20 protein-coding genes are annotated in these 21,291 nt (G+C 63.9%); 8 read left to right on the forward strand and 12 right to left on the reverse strand.

The annotated features are described in order from the left end of the window. Position 1 precedes the first annotated feature (1 nt). The 7 genes from JYG34_RS18295 to flgB all read right to left on the reverse strand — a co-directional run bounded on the left by JYG34_RS18295 (position 2) and on the right by flgB (position 6,406). Positions 2-1,315: an HlyD family type I secretion periplasmic adaptor subunit gene (locus tag JYG34_RS18295; protein WP_213657745.1), complete on the reverse strand. Its 1,314-nt coding sequence runs from the start codon at positions 1,313-1,315 to the stop codon at positions 2-4. Next, positions 1,312-3,024, reverse strand: coding sequence for a type I secretion system permease/ATPase (locus JYG34_RS18300; protein WP_283811769.1), 1,713 nt, complete (start codon positions 3,022-3,024; stop codon positions 1,312-1,314). The genes JYG34_RS18295 and JYG34_RS18300 overlap by 4 nt, the downstream gene beginning before the upstream one ends. A gap of 119 nt (positions 3,025-3,143) precedes the next feature. Continuing rightward, a complete protein-coding gene (locus JYG34_RS18305) occupies positions 3,144-3,329 on the reverse strand; it encodes a hypothetical protein (RefSeq protein WP_213657746.1) in 186 nt (61 codons plus the stop codon). Between the two features lie 84 nt (positions 3,330-3,413). Then, on the reverse strand, positions 3,414-4,802 hold the full coding sequence (flgE, locus tag JYG34_RS18310; protein ID WP_213657747.1) for a flagellar hook protein FlgE: 1,389 nt from the start codon (positions 4,800-4,802) through the stop codon (positions 3,414-3,416). 30 nt (positions 4,803-4,832) lie between these two features. Continuing rightward, a complete protein-coding gene (gene flgD / locus JYG34_RS18315) occupies positions 4,833-5,537 on the reverse strand; it encodes a flagellar hook assembly protein FlgD (protein WP_213657748.1) in 705 nt (234 codons plus the stop codon). Between the two features lie 15 nt (positions 5,538-5,552). Then, a complete protein-coding gene (flgC, locus tag JYG34_RS18320) occupies positions 5,553-5,996 on the reverse strand; it encodes a flagellar basal body rod protein FlgC (RefSeq protein ID WP_011534933.1) in 444 nt (147 codons plus the stop codon). A gap of 2 nt (positions 5,997-5,998) precedes the next feature. Further along, positions 5,999-6,406 (reverse strand): flagellar basal body rod protein FlgB, encoded by a 408-nt coding sequence (flgB, locus tag JYG34_RS18325; protein WP_011534934.1) that lies wholly within the window; start codon positions 6,404-6,406, stop codon positions 5,999-6,001. Between the two features lie 354 nt (positions 6,407-6,760). On the opposite strand from flgB, the gene JYG34_RS18330 reads away from it, so the two are divergent. Beyond that, on the forward strand, positions 6,761-9,355 hold the full coding sequence (locus JYG34_RS18330) for an autotransporter outer membrane beta-barrel domain-containing protein (RefSeq protein ID WP_249746180.1): 2,595 nt from the start codon (positions 6,761-6,763) through the stop codon (positions 9,353-9,355). A gap of 181 nt (positions 9,356-9,536) precedes the next feature. Here the strand turns inward: JYG34_RS18330 and cheR are convergent, their stop codons facing one another. Then, positions 9,537-10,364, reverse strand: a complete 828-nt coding sequence (gene cheR / locus JYG34_RS18335; RefSeq protein WP_011534936.1) for a protein-glutamate O-methyltransferase CheR — start codon at positions 10,362-10,364, stop codon at positions 9,537-9,539. A 51-nt stretch (positions 10,365-10,415) separates the two neighbouring features. Beyond that, positions 10,416-11,345 carry a chemotaxis protein CheV gene (locus JYG34_RS18340; protein ID WP_213657750.1) on the reverse strand — a complete coding sequence of 310 codons (930 nt, stop codon included), beginning with the start codon at positions 11,343-11,345 and terminating at the stop codon, positions 10,416-10,418. 63 nt (positions 11,346-11,408) lie between these two features. Here JYG34_RS18340 and flgA point away from each other — a divergent pair, with 63 nt between their 5' ends. The 4 genes from flgA to JYG34_RS18360 all read left to right on the forward strand — a co-directional run bounded on the left by flgA (position 11,409) and on the right by JYG34_RS18360 (position 13,989). Next, positions 11,409-12,158 (forward strand): flagellar basal body P-ring formation chaperone FlgA, encoded by a 750-nt coding sequence (gene flgA / locus JYG34_RS18345; RefSeq protein WP_213657751.1) that lies wholly within the window; start codon positions 11,409-11,411, stop codon positions 12,156-12,158. 177 nt (positions 12,159-12,335) lie between these two features. Further along, complete coding sequence (flgM, locus tag JYG34_RS18350; RefSeq protein WP_213657752.1) at positions 12,336-12,650, forward strand: flagellar biosynthesis anti-sigma factor FlgM; 315 nt, start codon at positions 12,336-12,338, stop codon at positions 12,648-12,650. A gap of 47 nt (positions 12,651-12,697) precedes the next feature. Continuing rightward, positions 12,698-13,165 carry a flagella synthesis protein FlgN gene (locus tag JYG34_RS18355; RefSeq protein ID WP_213657753.1) on the forward strand — a complete coding sequence of 156 codons (468 nt, stop codon included), beginning with the start codon at positions 12,698-12,700 and terminating at the stop codon, positions 13,163-13,165. 80 nt (positions 13,166-13,245) lie between these two features. Next, positions 13,246-13,989: a flagellar brake protein gene (locus tag JYG34_RS18360; RefSeq protein ID WP_213657754.1), complete on the forward strand. Its 744-nt coding sequence runs from the start codon at positions 13,246-13,248 to the stop codon at positions 13,987-13,989. A 139-nt stretch (positions 13,990-14,128) separates the two neighbouring features. Here JYG34_RS18360 and JYG34_RS18365 read toward each other — a convergent pair whose 3' ends face one another. From JYG34_RS18365 to bkdR, 3 genes are all read right to left on the reverse strand, one after another. Further along, entirely contained in the window at positions 14,129-15,430 is a 1,302-nt protein-coding gene (locus JYG34_RS18365) for an MFS transporter (protein ID WP_213657755.1), read from the reverse strand. A gap of 130 nt (positions 15,431-15,560) precedes the next feature. Next, positions 15,561-16,802: a glutamine synthetase family protein gene (locus tag JYG34_RS18370; protein WP_213661219.1), complete on the reverse strand. Its 1,242-nt coding sequence runs from the start codon at positions 16,800-16,802 to the stop codon at positions 15,561-15,563. Positions 16,803-17,041: 239 nt separating this feature from the next. Further along, on the reverse strand, positions 17,042-17,530 hold the full coding sequence (gene bkdR, locus JYG34_RS18375; protein ID WP_213657756.1) for a Bkd operon transcriptional regulator BkdR: 489 nt from the start codon (positions 17,528-17,530) through the stop codon (positions 17,042-17,044). Between the two features lie 197 nt (positions 17,531-17,727). Between bkdR and JYG34_RS18380 the strand changes: the two genes are divergently transcribed. Genes JYG34_RS18380 through JYG34_RS18390 form a run of 3 tightly spaced genes read left to right on the forward strand, consistent with a single transcriptional unit; the run spans position 17,728 to position 21,289 of the window. Further along, positions 17,728-18,960 (forward strand): 3-methyl-2-oxobutanoate dehydrogenase (2-methylpropanoyl-transferring) subunit alpha, encoded by a 1,233-nt coding sequence (locus tag JYG34_RS18380; protein ID WP_213657757.1) that lies wholly within the window; start codon positions 17,728-17,730, stop codon positions 18,958-18,960. A 1-nt stretch (position 18,961) separates the two neighbouring features. After that, the gene (locus tag JYG34_RS18385; protein WP_104445054.1) at positions 18,962-20,020 is read left to right on the forward strand and encodes an alpha-ketoacid dehydrogenase subunit beta; all 1,059 of its coding nucleotides are present in this window, start codon (positions 18,962-18,964) and stop codon (positions 20,018-20,020) included. Further along, positions 20,021-21,289, forward strand: coding sequence for a dihydrolipoamide acetyltransferase family protein (locus JYG34_RS18390; RefSeq protein ID WP_213657758.1), 1,269 nt, complete (start codon positions 20,021-20,023; stop codon positions 21,287-21,289). Positions 21,290-21,291 lie beyond the last annotated feature (2 nt).

The raw sequence follows: 21,291 nt of genomic DNA on the forward strand, positions 1-21,291 counted from the left end.
CTCACCCTTCCCTGAATGCCCGTTGCGCGTGGTCGCCTACTGGCTTGAGCAGATAGGACAGCACGGTGCGACGACCCGTCTGGATCATCGACTCCACCGGCATGCCCGGCACCAGCGTGAGGCCGTCGAGCTTGCGCTGCTCGGCCTTGTCGATATGTATACCGGCGCGGTAGTAGCCGAGCCCGGTCTGCGGGTCGCTCACCAGGTCGGCGGAAAGCCGCACCACCCGCCCCATGACTTCCGGGGTGGTGGCGCGATTGAAGGCACTGAAGCGCAGCAAGGCGTCCTGGCCGAGCATCACCTGGTCGATGTCCTGCGGGCTGACCCGCGCCTCGACCAGCAGCTCGTCATCAATCGGCACGATCTGCATCAGGGTTTCGGCCGGCGAGATCACGCCGCCCACGGTATGCACGGCCAGTTGCTGGACGCGCCCGGCACTGGGCGCCAGCACATCGACGCGCTTGAGCTGGTCGGCGGCGGCAACCTCACGCTCCACCCACTCCCCTTGCCGGGCCATGAGGTCGCGCAGCTCTTCGGAAACCTGCTCGCGGAAGCGTTGATCGACCTGCAGCAATTCCAGCTGGGTCTCGGCAATGCGTGCGCGGGCTTCGGCAATGGAGGCGATCAACTGGCCGCGCTCGCCCTGCAGGCGGGCGATGCCGCGCGCCAGGGCGTTGACCCGATCGAGGGTCATCAGGCCTTTTTTCTGCAGCGTCTTGACCGCCTGGTACTCCTCGTCGATCAGACGGATCTCCTCGGCTTTGGTACGCTGCTGCAGGTCGTGGCCGCCAATGGTCTGCTTGAGCTGCTCGATGCGCTCGCGCAGTTGCGACTTCTGCCCCTCGCGGGACTGCCGGCGATCGGCAAACAGCTGCCGCTCGCTGGCCATGACCGCCTGCACTTGTTCATCCGCTTGGCGCGACACCAGGCGCGCAGGCATCTCCACCTGCGTCTTGCCGTCACGCTCGGCCTCCAGCCTGGCCTGGCGCGCCAACGCCTGGTCCAGCGCCTTGGCAACGATGGCATGGCTGGCCTCCTGCACGGTGGCGTCCAGGCGCACCAGCACCTCGCCCGCCTGCACCGCCTGCCCCTCGCTTACCAGCAACTGCGCGACCACACCGCCATTGGGGTGTTGCACCTTCTTCACGCTGTCCTGCACGGCAACCATGCCCGGCGCGATGACCGCCCCGGCCAGTTCGGTGACGGCCGACCAAACCAGAGAGCCACCCAGCAGCACCACGACCACTGCGGCGCCCACCCAGAGGTGATTGCGCAACGACCCCAACAGCTGCTTTTCGTTATCGACAGCCTTCATGCCTGCGCCCCTCCCTTCACGGCCACCGGCCGCGCCAGCACCGTGTCCCGCGGCCCAAAGGCGGCCTGGGTGCCCTGCTCCAGCACCAGCACCTGGTCCATTACCGACAGCAACCCCGAGCGATGGGCGATGGCAACCACCACGCCACCGCGCGCCTTGACCCCCTGGATCGCCCGCGCAAGCGCTCGCTCGCCCTCGGCATCGAGGTTGGCATTGGGCTCGTCGAGCACCACCAGGAAGGGGTCGCCATACAACGCCCGGGCCAGGCCGACACGCTGACGTTGCCCGGCAGACAGGTTGGCGCCACCAGCACCGATCGGCGTGTCGTAGCCTTGCGGCAGTTGCAGGATCAGTTCATGCACACCGGCTTGCCGTGCGGCCGAGACAATGGCTGCGGCGTCGGCATCAGGGTCCAGGCGTGCGATGTTCTGCGCCACGGTCGCCTCGAACAGGTCGACGCTCTGCGGCAGGTAACCGGTCTGCGCCGCCCGCGTGGCATCCGGCCACAAGGTCAGCGCGGCGCCATCCATGCACACCTGGCCACGCGCCGTCGGCCAGGCCCCCACCAGCGCCCGTGCCAATGACGACTTGCCCGAAGCGCTCGGCCCGACCACGGCCATGGCACTACCGGCGGCCAGCGTGAAGTTGATGTTGTTCAATACCAGGCGCTGCCCACCAGGCGGCGCGACGCACAAGCCATCCACCTGCACCTGATGCCGCGCTGCCGGCAGCGCGGTCTTTTCGGCAGGCGCCGGGAAAAGCGACAGCACCTCTCGCAGTTGCTGCCAGGCCAGCCGCGCCGACACCAGGCTGCGCCAGGTACCGATGATCTGCTCGGCCGGCGCCAGTGTGCGGGCGACGATGATCGAGGCCGCCACGATGGCACCGCCACTGAGGTCGCCCTGGATCACCAGCCAGGCCCCCACGCCCAGCGACGCCGACTGCACCAGCTGGCGCAAGGCCTTGGTGATGCCACCGTAGAAACCACTCACGTCGGCGCTGCGCCGTTGCAAGGTGGCGTAGTGCGCCTGCAAGCCCTGCCAGCGCTCAGTGGCGCGCCCGGTCATGCCCATCGCGGCGAGCACCTCGGCACCGCCGTGGCCCTGCTGGGCCAAACGATTGCGCTGGCTTGCAAGCTCGGCAGCATCACGCATGTCCTGGCGGGTACCGCGATCGGTGAGCCAGGTCAGCAGCACCATCAGCACGATCATGCCCAACGCCAGCAACCCAAGGGAGGGATGGATATAGAAGCTGACCGCCAGGTACACCGGCATCCAGGGCAAATCGAAGAAGGCCATGAGACCAGGGCCTGCGATGAAAGCGCGGATCTGCTCCAGCTCATGGGCAGGCTTGAGCGGGTCATGACGCATGACGATCTTCAGCGGCGCCCCGGCGATGGCCCGGAACACTTGCGCCGACAGCGCGCTGTCGACAGACGCAGCCACCCGCGACATGACCCGGGCACGAATGATGTCGACCAGCGCGAACACCACGTAGACACCCAGCACCAGCAACCCCAGTGCCACCAGCGTGGGCAGGCTGCGGCTGGGGATGACCCGGTCGTAGACTTCGAGCATGAACAAGGGGCCGACCAACGCCAACAGGTTGATCACACCCGAGAACAGGGCCGCTCCGATCAAGCCCTTTTTCAAAGCCACGGACAGCCGTTCCGGCAGCACGCGTGCGCCAGCATCCTTACTGCTTTTCAAGTGTTCCGATCCTTGGAAGAGAAGCGTTGCGAGACACGCAAACGAATGGGTATGTCGCGGATCATACCCGAAGGAAATGCAGCAATCGATGGCCTCACGCCATCATTTTTTGCCTTGCGTCAAAGCTCCCGGCAGGCGGCATTGTCGAAGGGCCCGGCAAAGCGTTTCCAGCCATCACCCGGCGACCATTGCGAGCAGACCAGGCGCCCATCGGCCTGGCTTTCCCAACGCCACCAGGGCGCCATGGCGGCCTGGGCCTGGAGCAGGCAGAACGCCGCGGCGGCAGCGACGATCAGTGTTTTCATGAGCCAACCCTCAAAGACGACGAACCCCTTCGCGAGAAAGGGGTTCGTGTGGTTACGCGTAGCGCGGCGACCGGCCAGCGACCATCAGGTCATCTGGATGATGGTCTGCATGATGGTGCTTTCGGTGGAGATGGTCTTGGCGTTGGCCTGGTAGTTGCTCTGCGCCTTGATCAGCTCGACCAGCTCCTGGGTCAGGTTGACGTTGGACGCTTCCAGCGAGTTGGACTCGACGCTGCCCAGGGTGCCGGTCTTCGGCGCATCGATGCCCGGGATACCCGAAGCGAACGACTCTTTCCAGCGGGTGCCGCCGATCTGCTGCAGGCCCTGCGGGTTGGCGAAGCTGGCGATGGCGACCTGGCCGATGGCGCGGGACTGCTGGTTGCTGAAGCTGGCGAACATCACGCCGGTGGAGTCGATCGACAGGTTCGACAGGATACCGGTGGCGTAGCCGTCCTGGGACTGCGACATACGCGCGGTCTCGGTGTTGTAGGAGGTGGTGCTGTTCATCGACAGACGCATGCCATCGGCGTTGCCGACTGCGCCATTCGATCCCCAGTTGCCGGCGGAGTCCTTGGCGGCTGGCACCCAGCCTTTCATGGTGAAGATGTTGTTGGTGACGCTCCAGTCGAACTGCCCCGCCGGAGTGGTCGGCACACCGGTGGAGGCCGCCGTCATCGACTGCACGCTGCCATCAGGATTGAAGGTGATGGTGCCGGTCAGCGGCGTGGTGCCGGCAGGTGCGGCGGCACCCGGGGTGAACGGGTTGCGGCCGTCGACCAGAGAGTACACGGTCCACTGGTTGGTACCGGTCTTGCGGTAGAACTGCTCCATGACATGCTCGTTACCCTGGCTGTCGTACACCTTGGTCGGGAACGACTTGGTATAGGTGCTCTGGTCAGCCGGGTCGAACGGCTTGTTCGGCACCATTACTGGCGGCGTGCTGTTGTCCAGAACCTGCAGCGGGATATCGAGGGCCGACGAGTTCAGGTTGATGCCCTGGTCGACGAGGGTGGTGGCCTTGGGTGCCAGCGCCGAGGTGTCGATCTTAAGGTCGGTCAGCACGCCTTTCTGGATCTTGCCGTTGGCATCGGCGGCATAGCCCTGCAGGCGCATGCCGTCGGAGGTGACGACAAAGTTGTCCTTGTTGGTCTGGAACGCACCGGCACGGGTGTAGCTCAGCGAGCCGTTGTCGGACAGGACGAAGAAGCCCTGACCCTGGATACCCATGTCCAGCACGTTGCCGGTGTTGTTCACGTCACCCTGGCCGAACTGCTGCGACACGTTGGCCAGGCGCACGCCGTTGCCGACCTGGTTCTTGCCCACGCCCAGGCGGTTGGCGCCGGCGTAGACGTCGGCGAATTCGGCACGCGACGACTTGAAGCCGTTGGTGTTGACGTTGGCGATGTTGTTGCCGGTGACATCCAGTTGCTTGTTGGCTGCGTAAAGACCGCTAAGGCCGATATTGAAAGACATGTGTTCGCTCCTTCTGCCGTTCTAGCGGCCTTAGATTCCGATGGTTTGTACTTTGGAGATACCCAGCTTGCCGATCCCGGCAAGGTTGAGCATCATCTCGCCGCCGTTCTGGAAGCTGACGCTGTTCACCGTGGCCGGCAGCAGCGTGTACATGGTCGCCGCCTTGCCATCGACCATGGTGGTGGCGGTGAAGGTGTAGTTGCCCGGGCTGAGCTTCTCGCCCTTGTCGTTGGTGCCGTCCCAGATGAAGTCGGCGTTGCCCTTCTTCTGCTCGCCCAACTGGATGGTCTTGACCACGTTGCCATCCTTGTCCTTGATGGTGACCTTGCCCTCGGTGATGTTCTGCGGCACGACCACCTGGCCGGTGAAGCTCTTGGTGGTGTCGACCATGGCCTTCTCGTTCTGCACGATCACCGAGCGCCCGACCAGGGACGAGGCCTGCAGCGCCTGGGACGAGCCCATGCCGCTGATGATCGAGTTGACCGAGCTGTTGAGGGTCTGGATACCCTCCAGGCTGCTGAACTGCGCCAGCTGGGCCACGAACTCGCCGTTGTCCTGGGGATCCAGCGGGTTCTGGTGCTTCATCTGGGTGACCAGCAGCTGCAGGAACGCATCCTTGCCCAGGGCGTTCTTGTCGGTCTTCTCGGTGGTGGGCTTCTTGGTCGTGCCGTCGCTGACGCCCGAGTTCTTCAGGACATCATTGAGGTTCACGCCAGTTGTGCTTTCGACTGCCATGGTCCGGTATCCTTATCACTGACCCAGGGTCAGCACTTTCTGCATCATGGTCTTGGCGGTGTTCATCAGCTCGGCGTTGGTCTGGAACGCACGACTGGCGGAGATCATGTCAGCCATCTCCTCGACCACGTTGACATTGGGGTAGTAGACGTAGCCATCCTTGTTCGCTGCCGGATGGTTCGGCTCGTAGCGCGCCTCGAGGTTGCTCTGGTCCTCGATGATGCCCTTGACCTGCACACCCTGCCCCGCCTCGCCCTGGTCTTCGAACAGCGACTGGCCGACGCCGCCCTGGGCCTGCTGGAAGGTGGTGGCGAACACCGGGTGACGGGCGCGGTAGGTCTGGTCGAGGCTCGACGAGACGGTCTCGGCGTTGGCGATGTTCGAGGCAACGGTGTTCAGGCGCGTGTTCTGCGCGCTCATGCCGCTACCGGCGATATTGAAGACACTGGCAAGGGACATGGTCACTCTCCGCGCAGGGCTGCGACCAGCCCTTTGAATTTACTGTTGAGCAGGGTGAAGCTGGCCTGGAAGCCGACGGCGTTCTCGGCGTAGTTCGACTGCTCCATCTGGGCATCCACGGTGTTCTGGTCGATCGACGGCTGCATCGGCGTACGGTACTGCAGCGTGTCGTCGGCCATCGCCAGGCCTTCGGCCTCGATGTGACGGCTGTTGGTACGGTCGAGGGCGATGCGCCCCTTCTGCTGCTTGTCCGCCTCGGCGGCGAGCACCGACGAGAAGTCCATGTCACGCGCCTTGTAGTTGGGCGTGTCGGCGTTGGCGATGTTATTGGCCAGCACCTCGGCGCGCTGGGCGCGGAAGCCCAATGCCTTTTCGTGGATGCCGAGCGCTTTGTCGAAGCTGATGCTCATGTCGGGGAAACCTTCGAAGGTTGACCAGAATTTCGTTGGCAAAGCTTTAGCAAGGGTTGTGCCAACCAATAAATCCCCGATAAATACTGGCCTCTCGCCCTTTCTGTCGCCCGGCAGCTGCCAGAAAAGCGGCAAAGTGCTTCCGCCTCGTGGGGCGCGAGCGGCAAATGACAGGCGGCAAAAGCGGCAAATCAAAAAATTGACGTCAATAGAAGTGTCAATGTGCCACTACCTGGGATAGGATTCGCTCCCCGCGCAGAGGCGTGCCCGAAGGCCACTCCCGAGAGGATTGCAGACCTCCCGTCACGCATGGATGCGCGCCGCTTCCCAAGACGATTTCCAAGGAACGAAAACGTGCCTGCGCCCACCTTCCGCAAGACCCTGCTGGCCCTGACCATCGGCGCCAGCCCTCTGCCTGCCTTGGCAGTACCCGCCCCCCAGACCATCGTCCTGACGGATGCCGGCTATAGCAGCCAGCACCAGACCTACGGCGACGATCTCACATTCACCGGGAGTTCCACCGACATCTTCCGCACCGCCATCGACCTGGTCGATGCCAAGGTGCAGGGTGACCTGGCGTTCGATAGCGCGATCAACGCCAACAAAGGCAACACCTTCGGTTCGAAGAGCGGGGTCGACGGCATCCGTATTGCCGACAGCGAACTCAACGGCTACTTCTATAACCGCGGCATCGTGAAGACCACCAGCGCGCAAGGCTCCGCCCTGAAGATCAGCGCGACCGTGCTCGACGGCGACCTGGTCAACGAAGGACTGCTGCAGGCAGGCGGTGATATGACCTCGGGGCCTTTCGCCCCACCGAAGGCCGCCATCGACTTGAGCACTCACAATGGCGGTCGCACGGTCATCAATGGCGACCTGATCAATGCCAATGGCGCGCGCATCGTCAGCAACGGCACGCAATCGCGCGGTATCGACCTCGCTGGCGCGAGCCTTGAAGGGCGGGTCATCAACAATGGCGAAATCAATGTCGTCGGCCCCAGCGCAATCGGTATCGATGCCACCACCGGCAGCGTCCTGGCCGGCGTGACCAACACCGGCCTGCTGTACATCGGGGCGCAGGAATCGATCGGCATCAACCTGGACGGCACCACCCTGGTCGGCGGCATCGGCAACCATGTGGTCAACACCGGAAGGATCACTGCCGGCAACATCGCGATCAAGGTCGGCAATGTCGCCTATGACGGGCCGGGCCTGCAGCCGCAATACAAGGCCAACGGCGACCTGAACATCTTCAACAGCGGCCGGATCTGGTCCAGGGTGGCTGTCGATGCCACCACCAGCAACCGCCCGGTAGAGCTGATCATGCGCGAGGGCAGCGATATCCTGGGCGACCTCAATGGCCTGGCCAACATCGAAGTCGAGGGTAATGCCAGTTATGGCGCCTACTACCCCTCTCAGGGCAACATCCGCTTGCGCGATGGCGGCTGGCTCGAGGTCGGCAGCGCCGACGAGCCTCCGATCACCTTCAACCTGGACAGCCAACAGATTAACCTCGAAGGCAACCTGCGGGTTGCTGACCACTCTTCGCTGGGCCTGTACCTGAGCGAGGAGAGCAACCCAGCCCTGCCCGTGCTCAAGGTCAGCGGTATTGCCGAGTTCGGCCAGGATGCACGAATCGCGCTGGCCCCCGAGAGCGAAGACTACCTGCCCACTGGCGGGCGCTATCTGCTGCTCGAGGCCGGGCAGGTCCAGGTGCTCGACGCCAGCGGCCAGGCCGTAGACCCCAACGGCAAGCCCAAGGTGGTCAGCACATCGGCGCTGCTGAACGTGCGCACCAGCACCCTGGAAGACAATAAGGTCTATGTCGAGGTCAACACCAAGTCGGAACAGGCCATCGACCAGATGGTCCAGGAACAAGGCGGCGACAACAACGCCCAGCATGCCCTGAACGGGCTAACCGGTTCCGGCCTGCTGGCGCTATTGAGCAAGGACGACCCACTGCTGCGCATCGCCTCGCAAGCCGACGAAGCACAACTGACCAGACTGGCCGAGCAACTGGCCCCGGACGTCAGCGACGGCGCCCGCCAGGCCGCCACCGCCAGCCAGCGCCTGATCACCAACATCACCCTCAACCGCACCAGCGGCCTGCGCGGGGTCGCCTCGGGCGACACGCTCAAGGACACCGGCGTGTGGGTGCAGACCCTGTACAGCGACGCCACCCAGCAACGCCGCGACGGCATCGCCGGCTACAACGCCTACAGCCGCGGCATCGCCGTCGGTGCCGACGGCAAGCTCGACGACCAGTTGACCCTGGGCGTGGCGTACAGCTTCATCAATACCGACGTCAACGGCAAAAGCGGCAGCAAGACCGACGTCGAGGGCCACGCCTTCACCCTGTACGGCGGCTATGAGCTGGGCAACTACTTCGTCGACGGCAACCTCACCTACGGCTTCAACGACAACGAAGGCAAGCGCGACATCGCCAGCACCCGCGCCAAGTCCGACTACGACAGCAAGCAACTGGGCCTGAACCTGATCGCCGGCTACACCTGGCAGGCCAGCTCGCAATGGCTGGTCGAACCGCGCCTGGCCGCGCGCTACAACCGCGTCGACATCGATGGCTACAAGGAGAAAGGCTCGTCCGCCGCACTGAAGCTCGAAGACCAGCGCTACGAAGCCATCGAGCTGGGCGCCGGCGTGCGCCTGGCAGGTAGCTATGCCCTGGGTGCCGGCACCCTGGAACCGCAGTTCAAGCTGATGACCTATCACGACTTCGCCGCCGACAAGGTGCAGAACACCTCGACCTTCCTGGTGGGCGGCACACCGTTCGTGACCAACGGCGCCAGCACCGCGCGCAACAGCTACGAGGCCGGCGTGGGCGCCGACTACAAGCTGGGCGCGGTCACCGTCGGGTTGAACTACGACTACGTCGGCAAGTCAGGCTTCGATGCCGACGTGTTCTCGGCCAAGGTGCGCTACGACTTCTGAACCCATTGATGCAACGCCCCCTCTGTAGGAGCGGCTTCAGCCGCGATCACCCGCGAAGCGGGTGCCAGGCACCGCGTCGCCCGCATCGCGGCTAAAGCCGTTCCTACAGGCGAACCACCCGATTGGCCAATAAAAAAGGCCGGTATCGCGAGATACCGGCCTTTTTTTGCCTCATCCAGCCTTACTTGGCCTGGTAGATGATGCCCGGGCTGCACTGCACCATCTGGTAATGGTCCGGCAACCCGTTGAGCGCCTCGGAGGCACCCAGGAACAGGTACCCGCCCGGTTTCAGCGTGCTGTGAATACGCATCAGGATGTCCTTCTTGACCTGGGCCGAGAAGTAGATCAGCACGTTGCGGCAGAACACGATGTCGAACTTGCCCAGCGGCGCGTAGCTGTCGAGCAGGTTATAGGAGCGGAACTCGACGCGGCTGCGGATCGGCGGCTTGATCGCCCAGCGCCCAGGCCCCTTGGTGTCGAAGTAGCGCTGCAGGCGCTCCTGGGACAAGCCGCGGGCAATGGCCAGGCTGTCGTACTCGCCGGTCTTGCAGTTGTTGAGCATGGCACCGGAAAGGTCAGTGGCGACGATCTGCGCGCCCATCTTCAGCTGGCCGAGGTTGGTGCGCTCGAACTCATCGATCGACATCGAGATCGAATACGGCTCCTGCCCCGACGAACAGGCCGCCGACCAGATGCGCAGGCGCTGGCCCGGGTTGTTCTTGATGAACTCCGGGATCACCTTGTTCTTGAGCACTTCGAACGGATAGGTGTCGCGGAACCACAGCGTCTCGTTGGTGGTCATGGCATCGACCACCTGTTCGCGCAGGCCGCCCCGTGGCTGCGCCTGGATGCGCTGCACCAGCTCGCCAAGGGACTTGATGCCCTGCTGCTCCATCAGCTTGTTGAGACGGCTGGAGACCAGGTACTGCTTATTCTCGCCCAGCAGGATGCCACAGGCTTTCTCCAGGAAGACCCGGAACTGTTCGAAATCCAAATTACCCGTAGACAATGCTGCCGCCTCTTTCTAAATCGCTAGCGCCGGGGACAGGCCCCGGCCGTTTCAATGGGACGCCTTGATCCGGTCGACCACGCGCTGAGCGAGATCATCCGGCCTGAACTTGGCCAGGAAGTCATCGGCACCGACCTTCTTGACCATCGCCTGGTTGAATACCCCGGACAACGAAGTATGCAGGCAGATGTGCAGCTTTTGCATGCGCGGATCGCTGCGAATCTCAGCGGTCAGGGTATAGCCGTCCATCTCTGGCATTTCAATATCCGAGATCATCATGAGGAACTCATCCTCCGGACGCTTGCCCTCGTCCACCAGCTTACGCAGGTAGTCCAGGGCCTGGCGACCGTCGTTGAGCGCCACCACCTCGACCCCCACGGTCTGCAGGCAACGGCTGACCTGCTTGCGCGCCACCGACGAGTCGTCGACGGTCAGCACCCGCAGCATCACGGCCTTGTCCTGCACCTCGGCATCCACCACCCCCGCCGACACCGACTCGGACGACGGTGCCACTTCCGCCAGCACCTTCTCCACATCGATGATCTCGACCATGCGATTGTCGACCCGGGTCACAGCGGTGAGGTAGTGATCACGCCCGGTGCCCTTGGGTGGCGGGTGGATCTCTTCCCAGTTCATGTTGACGATGCGTTCGACCGAGTGCACCAGGAAGCCCTGGGTCTTGGTGTTGTACTCGGTGATGATCACGAAACTGTTGCGCGTTTCTTCCTGCAGCCCTGGCAGCCCGGTCGCCATCGACAGGTCCAGGATCGGGATGGTCGCCCCGCGAATATTGGCCACGCCGCGCACCACTGGGTGGGACCTGGGCAGCAGCGTCAGTTCCGGACACTGCAGCACTTCCCGGACCTTGAACACATTGATGCCGTAGAGCTGTTCGCCATTGAGGCGAAACAACAGCAGCTCCAGGCGATTCTGCCCCACCAGTTGCGTGCGCTGGTTGACCGAATCCATCACTCCAGCCATGCCAGTCTCCTTCAACGATTGCCTGTTTACCAAGTCGGCACGGGCTTTGCTTTTTTGAGCGTCATGTACACGAAAACGACATTTTTCCGACGACTGACGCACCTGCTGACCGGCTCGCTCGCCGCGATGTGCCTGCTGGCACCCGGCGTTCGCACGCTGGCGGATGCGTTTACCTTGCCTGAACAGCTTATCGGTGTCACCCAGGGGTTTCTTGAATTCACCGTAGAGGATTATCTGGCAACCACCCAGACCCAGGGCCGCTACGACATTCAGGTCAACACCCTCGACCCGCGCCTGCGCATGCCATTGTGCAGCCAACAGCTGGACGCTTCACTGGAGAGCCCGACACCGCTGGGGCGGGTCACGGTCAAGGTGCGTTGCGACGGCACCGCGCCCTGGACGGTATTCGTGCCGGCCCAAGTACGCCTGCTACGCGAAGTCGTGGTGATGACCCGCCCGCTCAAGCGTGAAAGCGTGATCGACCAGGGCGATGTCGCCCTGCGCGAGCGCGACGTGGGCACCCTGACGCAAGGTTACCTCACCCAGCTGGAACAGGCCGTGGGCATGAAGCTGGTGCGCCCCACCGTGCTCGACCAGGTGCTCACCCAGCAGCACATGGAGCAGGCCGATGTGATCCGCAAGGGCGACCAGGTGGTGATCGTCGCCCGCAGTGGCGGCCTCAGCGTGCGCATGCCCGGCGAAGCGCTGGACAGGGGCGGCTTGGAAGCGCAGATCCGGGTGCGCAACCTGAACTCCAAGCGGGTGGTCAAGGCGCGGGTGACCGGCCCCGGCCAGGTCGAGGTGGCCATGTAGGGGAAAAGGGCGACAGGAAGACGACAGAAAGCTGGCGGTGAGTAGGCACTCCCCCTAAACTGTGTCGGAAATCGGGTTACGCAAGCCAACTGACCGGCGGTGATGCATTCCTGCCTAAAGTTTCTTTCGGGTTGGCCGAAAACCAGGCATGCGTCCAAATACCCAGAGGTTCTGATCATGGTCATCGACTTCAGTCGTTTGAATAATTCTCCGTCCGTCACGGGCGGCGTGCGTGGCAATGCCGCGGCCGGCCAGGCTGACAAGGCCGGCGCCGCAAACGTCGCGCCCAAACAGGCCAATGCCAGCGGAGAAGCGGTACACCTCAGCCAAGAGGCACAGCAGTTGCAGAAGATCAGCGACAAGCTGCGCGATCAGCCGGCAGTCAACAGCGCCCGCGTGGCCGAGTTGAAACAGGCGATCGCCGACGGCAGCTACAAGGTCGATGCCGGCCGGGTCGCCAGCAAACTGCTCGATTTCGAAGCCCAGCGCTGACCTCCAGGCGCGCTGACTTCAAGGACGCAACAAGCCAAGAGTTAGCCATGCACGACATCACTCTGCTGCAATTGATCGAAGATGACATCGCACCCACGCAGGAACTGCTCGACCTTCTACAAAAGGAAGCGGTGGCCCTGCATGGCCGGGAAATGGGAATGCTGGAACAGATCCTGGCCCGCAAGCAGTCGTTGATCGTGTTGCTCGAGCAGCAGGGCCTGCGGCGCAACCAGCTGCTCGCCAGCCTCGGCCTCACCGCCGACCGCGCCGGTGTGCAGGCGGTGGCCGCACAGTCGCCCAACGGCGAGATCATCCTGCAACAACTCGATGTGCTCACCCAGTTGATGGATGCCTGCCAGAAGGTCAACGAGACCAATGGCCGGATCATCCAGGTACAGCAGTACGCCACGGCCAACCAGATCAGAATCCTCATGGGCGGCGATTCTCCGTCGCTCTACGACAGCCGTGGCACCACTTCGCCAATGGACAGGCCCCAGGCGCTTGGTCAGGTGTGATTAGTTCTATCAAGGCACGGAACATACTGGCAAAATGCCGTTACTTGCGTGTGTCGTTTTTGCCTGGAGATTGATAACCCGTGTTCAATGAATCCGATGCTCCCCAGCCGCCAAAGGTGCTCACCACGCCTCTGGAGATTGCGGCCAACCTGCGCCAGCTGCTGGAGAGCCACGACCCGCTGATCATCAGCTTCCACGAGCGCAGCCAGCGGTTCCAGAGCTACGTGGTGCACGTCGACCGGGACAGCAACGCCCTGGCGCTGGACGAAATGATCCCGCGCGACGGCGAAAAATACATCGAGAACGGCGAACCGTTCCGCGTCGAAGGCTTCCACGACGGTGTACGCATCGCCTGGGAATGCAACACCCCGCTGACCGTCAGCGCAATCGACGGTCACCGCTGCTACCGCGGCCCGCTGCCTGAAGAAGTCACCTACCACCAGCGCCGCAGTGCCTTCCGCGCCGCCTTGAAGCTTTCGCAACTGGTCGACATCGTCCTCGACGGCACCCACCTCAAGGGCAATGGCGCCCTGCGCGGCAAGCTGCTGGACATCTCCGCCACCGGTTGCAAGCTGCGCTTCGACGGCAATGTCGAAGATCGCCTGCAACTGGGCCAGGTCTACGAACGCTTCAAGGCCGGCAACCCGCTGGGCCTGAGCGACACCATGGTCGAGCTGCGCCACTTGCATTTCGAGGAGCGCATCAACACCACCTTCGCCGGTGTGCGCTTCCACAACCTCAATGGCCAGGCGCAGCGCAAGATCGAAAGCTTCGTGTACCAATTGCAGCGCGAGGCGCGGCGCTTCGATAAAGACGACTATTGATCGGCCGCTGAACGCAGAAACGCCACCCATCGGGTGGCGTTTTCATTTGCCCAGACCTCTGTAGGAACGGCTTTAGCCGCGATACAGGCGATGCGGTATCTGGCACCCGCTTCGCGGGTGATCGCGGCTGAAGCCGCTCCTACACCGAACCCTTGTCATCCTCTTCGGTATCTTCTGCCGCCACCGGCGCCTGCATCACCTCCTGCACCGTCTGCTCGTCGACCCGTGGATCGAGCGCCGCCGACAACGGCGAACCCGCCGCCGGCATGGCCACGTGCCCCAGCGGCGCGTCCTGCACCTGGTGCAACCCGGTGACCGCCTTGGGCCGGATACGCCAGACCAGCACCAGGGCAAAGAACAGGAAGAAGGCATACAGCATCTGCGGCCCCAGCAGCTTCATCAGCACCCCGGCCACCAAAGGCCCGATACAGGCCCCCACGCCGTAGGTGACCAGCAGCATGGCCGTGAGCGATACCCGTCGCTCGCTCTCCACATGGTCGTTGGAAAAGGCCACTGCCAGCGGATACAGGCAGAACTGCAACAGCGAAATGACGAAACCGATGGCAAACAACAGCTCCAACGGCACGCCTGGCAGGATCGCCAAGGGCGCCGAGGCCAGCGCCAGGCCAATGGCCGCGCCACGGATCAATACCGCGCGGTCATATCGGTCGGACAGCCAACCCAGCGGCCACTGCACCACCAACCCGGCAAAGATGCAGCTACCCATGAACAAGCCGATCTGCTCGGTGCTCAGCCCCTGGTTGGCTGCATACAACGGTGCCAGACCGTAGAAAGAACCCACGATAAGGCCCGAGCCAAGCACCGTGGACAGCGATTGCGGCACCCGCTTGATGAAGAACTTCGGTTCCATCGGTGCCGGGCGCAAGGGCGCGGGGTGGATGCGCCGGGTCATCGCCACCGGCACCAGGCACAGGGCGAAGCACATGGCCACCAGCATCAGCAGCTCCGGCCCCAGCTGCGGGTGCACGACGAGAATCAGCTGACCGAGCACCAACCCCAGATACGAGGCGATCATGTAGCCGCTGAATACCGCGCCACGGTGCTTGGCATCGGCCTGCTCGTTGAGCCAGCTCTCGATGACCATGTACTGGCACATCATCCCCAGGCCAACGATCATCCGCAGCCCGACCCAGGCCGGCAGCCAACTGGTCAGGCCATGCCCGAGCACCGCCGCGCCAACGATGCCGGCACAGGTGGCATAGGCACGGATATGCCCGACCCGACCGATCAACCGGTGCCCTACCTTGCCACCGACTGCCAGGCCGAAGTAGTTGGCCGCCATCAGCGCGCCGACCCACAGGCTGTCGACATGGTCCGCGGCCAGGCGCAGCGCCAGGTAGGTGCTGAGCAAGCCCGAGCCGATCAACATCATCAGGGCGGCAAAGTACAGCGACTGAAACGGCTTCCAGATGTTTCGCATACGTCCCGTCAAGCTCCTTGATCAGGTGGCGTTGGGTTGCAGCCAAGCATAAGGGCAAATCCGTCGCGACGCAGGCCCCCGGCGGTGAAAGTGGCCGCCGGGGGCGCATCCAGAGAGGGTCGTGTCGCGCTCAGGCCTGTGCCGCCAGCACGCGCCGCTCCCAGGGTGTGATCTCGTCGAAGAAATCGGTCAGCTCCAGGGTCTTGGTGGCGATGTAGCCTTCGATGAACTCCCGGCCGAACAATTCCCGCGCCAGCTCACTGCGCTTGAGGCGCTCCAACGCCGCATGCAAGGTGCAAGGCAGGCTCAGGTGCTCTGGCACCTCGAACTCACCCTGGATCGCCGCTGCCGGAGCGATCTGCCGCTCGATGCCATGCAAGCCCGCAGCCAGGCTGGCGGCGATGGCCAGGTAAGGGTTGGCGTCAGCGCCCGGCAAACGGTTCTCGACCCGTCGCGCCGCCGGCGAACTGGCCGGAATGCGCAACCCGGCCGCACGGTTGTCCTCGGACCAGCAGGCATTGTTGGGCGATGCGTAGGGGTGACACAGGCGCTGGTAAGAGTTGACGTTCGGCGCGAAGAGCACGGTGAAGTCGGCCAGGCACGCCTGCAAGCCGCCGATGAAATGGTGGAAGGTGTCGGTCGCCCTGCCCTGCTCGTCGCTGAACACATTGCGCCCGGTGGCGATGTCCACCAGGCTCTGGTGAATGTGCATCGAGCTGCCGGGGGTATGCGCCAGCGGCTTGGCCATGCACACCACGGTCAGCCCGTGACGCAGCGCCACCTCCTTGAGCAGGTGCTTGAACAGGAAGGTCTGGTCGGCCAGCAGCAGCGGGTCGCCGTGCAGCAGGTTGATCTCGAACTGGCTGACACCCATCTCGTGCATGAAGGTGTCGCGCGGCAGGCCCAACGCCGCCATACAGCGGTAGACCTCGTTGAAGAAGGGACGCAGACCATTGTTGGAACTGACGCTGAAGGCCGAGTGGCCCATTTCCCGGCGACCGTCCTTGCCCAGCGGCGGCTGGAAGGGCTGGCTCGGGTCGTGGTTCGGTGCGAAGACGAAGAACTCCAGCTCGGTGGCTACCACAGGCACCAACCCACGCTCGGCGTATCGGGCGATCACTGCCTTGAGCTGGCCGCGGCTGGACAGGCCAGACGGCGTGCCATCGAGTTCCACCGCGTCACAAATGGCCAGGGCGCGAGGCTCATCGCTCCAAGGCAGGCGATGAACCTGCTCAGGATCGGCCACCAGCGCCAGGTCACCGTCATCACTGCCGTAGAACCGCGCCGGTGGGTAACCACCCATGATGCACTGCAGCAGCACACCGCGCGCCATCTGCAGGCGGCGGCCCTCGAGAAAGCCTTCGGCGGTCATCACCTTGCCGCGTGGAACGCCATTGAGGTCCGGGGTGACACATTCGATCTCGTCGATGCCCTTCAGGTGCTCTGCCTGGTTGCGCGGGCCTTCGGTCGTCATGACGCTGTCCTTCTTGTTGTTTTCGCATGCCGGGAATGGCGACGAGCACAACATAGGCCTGGGGTGTTTAAAATATCAAGCACCCCGATTCCGTGGCGCACTATGCGCGGGTAAACCCGCGAAAGGGCCAGCCCAGGTTATTGCTCACGCAATGTCATGCCATTGGCCGGCAACGGTAATGCGGTCTTGTAACGCACCTGTTTCAAGGCAAAGCTGGAACGAATGTTGGCCACCCCCGGCAAGCGCGTCAGGTAATCGAGAAACCGCTCCAGCGCCTGGATGCTCGGCAGCAACACCCGCAGCAGGTAGTCCGGGTCGCCGGTCATCAGGTAGCACTCCATCACCTCCGGACGCTCGGCAATCTCCTCCTCGAAACGGTGCAGCGACTGCTCCACCTGCTTCTCCAGGCTGACATGGATGAACACATTCACGTCCAGCCCCAGCACCTCGGGCGCCAGCAACGTCACCTGCTGGCGGATCACCCCCAGCTCCTCCATGGCCTTGACCCGGTTGAAGCAGGGTGTGGGCGAGAGATTGACCGAACGCGCCAGCTCAGCGTTGGTGATCCGCGCGTTTTCCTGAAGGTTGTTGAGGATGCCGATATCGGTGCGATCCAGTTTGCGCATGAGACAAATTCACCTGGTTTTTGTGTTTATACGGAATGTTTATCTGCGCCGCCGAATAAACGCAACGAACTTGAGAGAAAAATTCTCCCGCCGTCCCCCTATGATGTAAAAGACGCTGACTTACCAGTCACAAGCCGGTACTCAGCGGCGGCCGCTTCAAAGCTCACAAAAACAACATTCGAGCGAGCGTAAAAAGCATGAACGAGTACGCCCCCCTGCGTCTGCATGTGCCCGAGCCTACAGGCCGGCCAGGCTGCCAGACCGATTTCTCCTACCTGCGCCTGAACGACGCGGGTCAAGTCCGCAAGCCCCCGATCGATGTCGAACCCGCCGATACCGCCGACCTCTCCGGCAGCCTCGTGCGCGTGCTCGACGAGCACGGCAATGCTGTCGGCCCCTGGGCCGAGGGCATCGCCCCCGAGGTGCTGCGCCAAGGCATGCGCGCCATGCTCAAGACGCGCATCTTCGACAGCCGCATGGTGGTCGCCCAGCGCCAGAAGAAAATGTCCTTCTACATGCAGAGCCTGGGCGAGGAGGCCATCGGCAGCGGCCAGGCCCTGGCCCTGAACCGCACCGACATGTGCTTCCCCACCTACCGCCAGCAGAGCATCCTGATGGCCCGCGAGGTGTCGCTGGTGGAGATGATCTGCCAGTTGCTGTCCAACACCCGCGACCCGCTCAAGGGCCGCCAGCTGCCGATCATGTACTCGGTGCGCGAGGCCGGTTTCTTCACCATCAGCGGCAACCTGGCCACCCAGTTCGTCCAGGCGGTCGGCTGGGCCATGGCCTCGGCGATCAAGGGCGACACGAAAATCGCTTCAGCGTGGATCGGCGACGGCGCCACCGCCGAGTCCGACTTCCACACCGCCCTGACCTTCGCCCACGTCTACCGCGCGCCGGTGATCCTCAACGTGGTCAACAACCAGTGGGCGATCTCCACCTTCCAGGCCATCGCCGGGGGCGAATCGACCACCTTCGCCGGCCGTGGCGTGGGTTGCGGCATCGCCTCGCTGCGGGTGGACGGCAACGACTTCATCGCGGTCTACGCCGCCTCGCGCTGGGCCGCCGAACGCGCCCGCCGCGGCCTGGGCCCGACGCTGATCGAGTGGGTCACCTACCGCGCCGGCCCGCACTCGACCTCGGACGACCCATCGAAGTACCGCCCCGCCGACGACTGGAGCCACTTCCCGCTGGGCGACCCGATCGCGCGCCTGAAGCAGCACCTGATCAAGGCCGGCCACTGGTCCGAAGAAGAGCACCAGGCGGTCAGCGCCGAGCTTGAGGCCGAGGTGATCAAGGCGCAGAAGGACGCCGAGCAGTTCGGTACCCTGAGCAATGGCCATATCCCCAGCGCCGCCTCGATGTTCGAGGATGTGTACAAGGAAATGCCCGACCACCTGCGCCGTCAGCGCCAGGAACTGGGGGTCTGAGATGAACGATCACAACAACAGCATCCATCTGGAAAACGCCATGTCCACCACCACCATGACCATGATCCAGGCCCTGCGCTCGGCCATGGATGTCATGCTCGAGCGCGATGACAACGTGGTGGTCTATGGCCAGGACGTTGGCTACTTCGGCGGTGTGTTCCGCTGTACCGAAGGCCTGCAGACCAAATACGGCAAGTCGCGCGTGTTCGACGCGCCGATCTCCGAGAGCGGCATCGTCGGCACCGCCGTGGGCATGGGCGCCTACGGCCTGCGCCCGGTGGTCGAGATCCAGTTCGCCGACTACTTCTACCCCGCCTCCGACCAGATCGTCTCGGAGATGGCCCGCCTGCGTTATCGCTCGGCCGGCGAGTTCATCTCCCCGCTCACGCTACGCATGCCTTGCGGTGGCGGTATCTATGGCGGCCAGACCCACAGCCAGAGCCCGGAGGCGATGTTCACCCAGGTCTGCGGCCTGCGCACCGTGATGCCCTCCAACCCTTACGACGCCAAGGGCCTGCTGATCGCCTCTATCGAATGCGACGACCCGGTGATCTTCCTCGAACCCAAGCGCCTCTACAACGGCCCGTTCGACGGCCATCACGACCGCCCGGTAACGCCGTGGTCCAAGCACCCGCACAGCGCCGTGCCGGATGGCTACTACAACGTGCCGCTGGACAAGGCGGCGATCACCCGCCCCGGCAATGACGTCACCGTGCTGACCTACGGCACCACCGTGTATGTCTCGCAGGTGGCCGCCGAAGAGTCCGGCGTCGACGCCGAGGTCATCGACCTGCGCAGCCTCTGGCCGCTGGACCTGGAGACCATCGTCGCGTCGGTGAAGAAGACCGGCCGCTGCGTGGTCGTGCACGAGGCCACCCGCACCTGCGGTTTCGGCGCCGAACTGGTGTCGCTGGTCCAGGAGCACTGCTTCCATCACCTCGAAGCGCCGATCGAGCGCGTCACCGGTTGGGACACCCCCTACCCCCACGCACAGGAATGGGCCTACTTCCCCGGCCCTTCGCGGGTAGGCGCGGCATTGAAACGGGTCATGGAGGTCTGAATGGGCACGCACGTCATCAAGATGCCGGACATCGGCGAAGGCATCGCGCAGGTCGAGTTGGTGGAATGGTTCGTCAAGGTCGGCGATGTGATCGCCGAGGACCAGGTGGTGGCCGATGTCATGACCGACAAGGCCACCGTGGAAATCCCTTCGCCGGTCAGCGGCAAGGTGCTGGCCCTGGGCGGCCAGCCAGGTGAAGTGATGGCGGTCGGCAGCGAGCTGATCCGCATCGAGGTCGAAGGCAGCGGCAACCATGTCGACACGCCTCAGGCCAAGCCGGCCGAGCCGGCACCCGCGCCGGTCAAGGCCGAAACCAAGCCCGAGGCGCGCCTTGAACCGCAGCCCTCGGCAAGCGCGAATCACACCGCCGCGCCCATCGTGCCACGCGAGGCCCACGACAAACCGCTGGCCTCCCCCGCCGTGCGCAAGCGTGCCCTGGATGCCGGCATCGAGCTGCGCTATGTGCATGGCAGCGGCCCGGCCGGGCGCATCCTGCACGAAGACCTCGACGCCTTCATCAGCAAGCCGCAGACCAGCGCCGGCCAGGCGCCAGGCGGTTATGGCAAGCGCACCGACAGCGAACAGGTGCCGGTGATCGGCCTGCGCCGCAAGATCGCCCAGCGCATGCAGGACGCCAAGCGCCGTGTCGCCCACTTCAGCTACGTCGAGGAAATCGACGTCACCAACCTGGAAGCCCTGCGCCAGCAGCTCAACGCCAAGCATGGCGAGAGCCGCGGCAAGCTGACCCTGCTGCCGTTCCTAGTACGCGCCATGGTCGTCGCCCTGCGCGACTTCCCGCAGATCAACGCCACCTACGATGACGAAGCCCAGGTCATCACCCGCCACGGCGCGGTGCATGTGGGCATCGCCACGCAAGGTGACAACGGCCTGATGGTGCCGGTGCTGCGCCACGCCGAAGCCGGCAGCCTGTGGAGCAACGCCAGCGAGATCGCCCGCGTCGCCCATGCCGCGCGCAACAACAAGGCCACCCGTGAAGAGCTGTCCGGTTCGACTATCACCCTGACCAGCCTTGGCGCGCTGGGTGGCATCGTCAGCACCCCGGTGGTCAATACCCCGGAAGTGGCGATCGTTGGTGTCAACCGCATGGTCGAACGGCCGGTGGTGATCGACGGCCAGATCGTCGTGCGCAAGATGATGAACCTGTCCAGCTCGTTCGACCACCGCGTGGTCGACGGCATGGACGCCGCCCTGTTCATCCAGGCCGTGCGCGGCCTGCTGGAACAACCCGCCTGCCTGTTCGTGGAGTGATC

The organism is Pseudomonas entomophila (genome assembly GCF_018417595.1).
Lineage (GTDB): Bacteria > Pseudomonadota > Gammaproteobacteria > Pseudomonadales > Pseudomonadaceae > Aquipseudomonas > Aquipseudomonas entomophila_C.

What these genes read in the sequence shown, in the direction of transcription:
- bkdR (WP_213657756.1), bottom strand. Translation starts at nt 17,530, where the DNA reads ATGCGCAAACTGGATCGCACCGATATCGGCATCCTCAACAACCTTCAG.
- flgD (WP_213657748.1), bottom strand. Translation starts at nt 5,537, where the DNA reads ATGGCAGTCGAAAGCACAACTGGCGTGAACCTCAATGATGTCCTGAAG.
- JYG34_RS18385 (WP_104445054.1), top strand. Translation starts at nt 18,962, where the DNA reads ATGAACGATCACAACAACAGCATCCATCTGGAAAACGCCATGTCCACC.
- JYG34_RS18340 (WP_213657750.1), bottom strand. Translation starts at nt 11,345, where the DNA reads ATGGCTGGAGTGATGGATTCGGTCAACCAGCGCACGCAACTGGTGGGG.
- JYG34_RS18355 (WP_213657753.1), top strand. Translation starts at nt 12,698, where the DNA reads ATGCACGACATCACTCTGCTGCAATTGATCGAAGATGACATCGCACCC.
- flgC (WP_011534933.1), bottom strand. Translation starts at nt 5,996, where the DNA reads ATGTCCCTTGCCAGTGTCTTCAATATCGCCGGTAGCGGCATGAGCGCG.
- JYG34_RS18390 (WP_213657758.1), top strand. Translation starts at nt 20,021, where the DNA reads ATGGGCACGCACGTCATCAAGATGCCGGACATCGGCGAAGGCATCGCG.
- flgM (WP_213657752.1), top strand. Translation starts at nt 12,336, where the DNA reads ATGGTCATCGACTTCAGTCGTTTGAATAATTCTCCGTCCGTCACGGGC.
- JYG34_RS18305 (WP_213657746.1), bottom strand. Translation starts at nt 3,329, where the DNA reads ATGAAAACACTGATCGTCGCTGCCGCCGCGGCGTTCTGCCTGCTCCAG.
- JYG34_RS18365 (WP_213657755.1), bottom strand. Translation starts at nt 15,430, where the DNA reads ATGCGAAACATCTGGAAGCCGTTTCAGTCGCTGTACTTTGCCGCCCTG.
- flgB (WP_011534934.1), bottom strand. Translation starts at nt 6,406, where the DNA reads ATGAGCATCAGCTTCGACAAAGCGCTCGGCATCCACGAAAAGGCATTG.
- flgA (WP_213657751.1), top strand. Translation starts at nt 11,409, where the DNA reads ATGTACACGAAAACGACATTTTTCCGACGACTGACGCACCTGCTGACC.
- JYG34_RS18295 (WP_213657745.1), bottom strand. Translation starts at nt 1,315, where the DNA reads ATGAAGGCTGTCGATAACGAAAAGCAGCTGTTGGGGTCGTTGCGCAAT.
- JYG34_RS18380 (WP_213657757.1), top strand. Translation starts at nt 17,728, where the DNA reads ATGAACGAGTACGCCCCCCTGCGTCTGCATGTGCCCGAGCCTACAGGC.
- flgE (WP_213657747.1), bottom strand. Translation starts at nt 4,802, where the DNA reads ATGTCTTTCAATATCGGCCTTAGCGGTCTTTACGCAGCCAACAAGCAA.
- JYG34_RS18370 (WP_213661219.1), bottom strand. Translation starts at nt 16,802, where the DNA reads ATGACCGCCGAAGGCTTTCTCGAGGGCCGCCGCCTGCAGATGGCGCGC.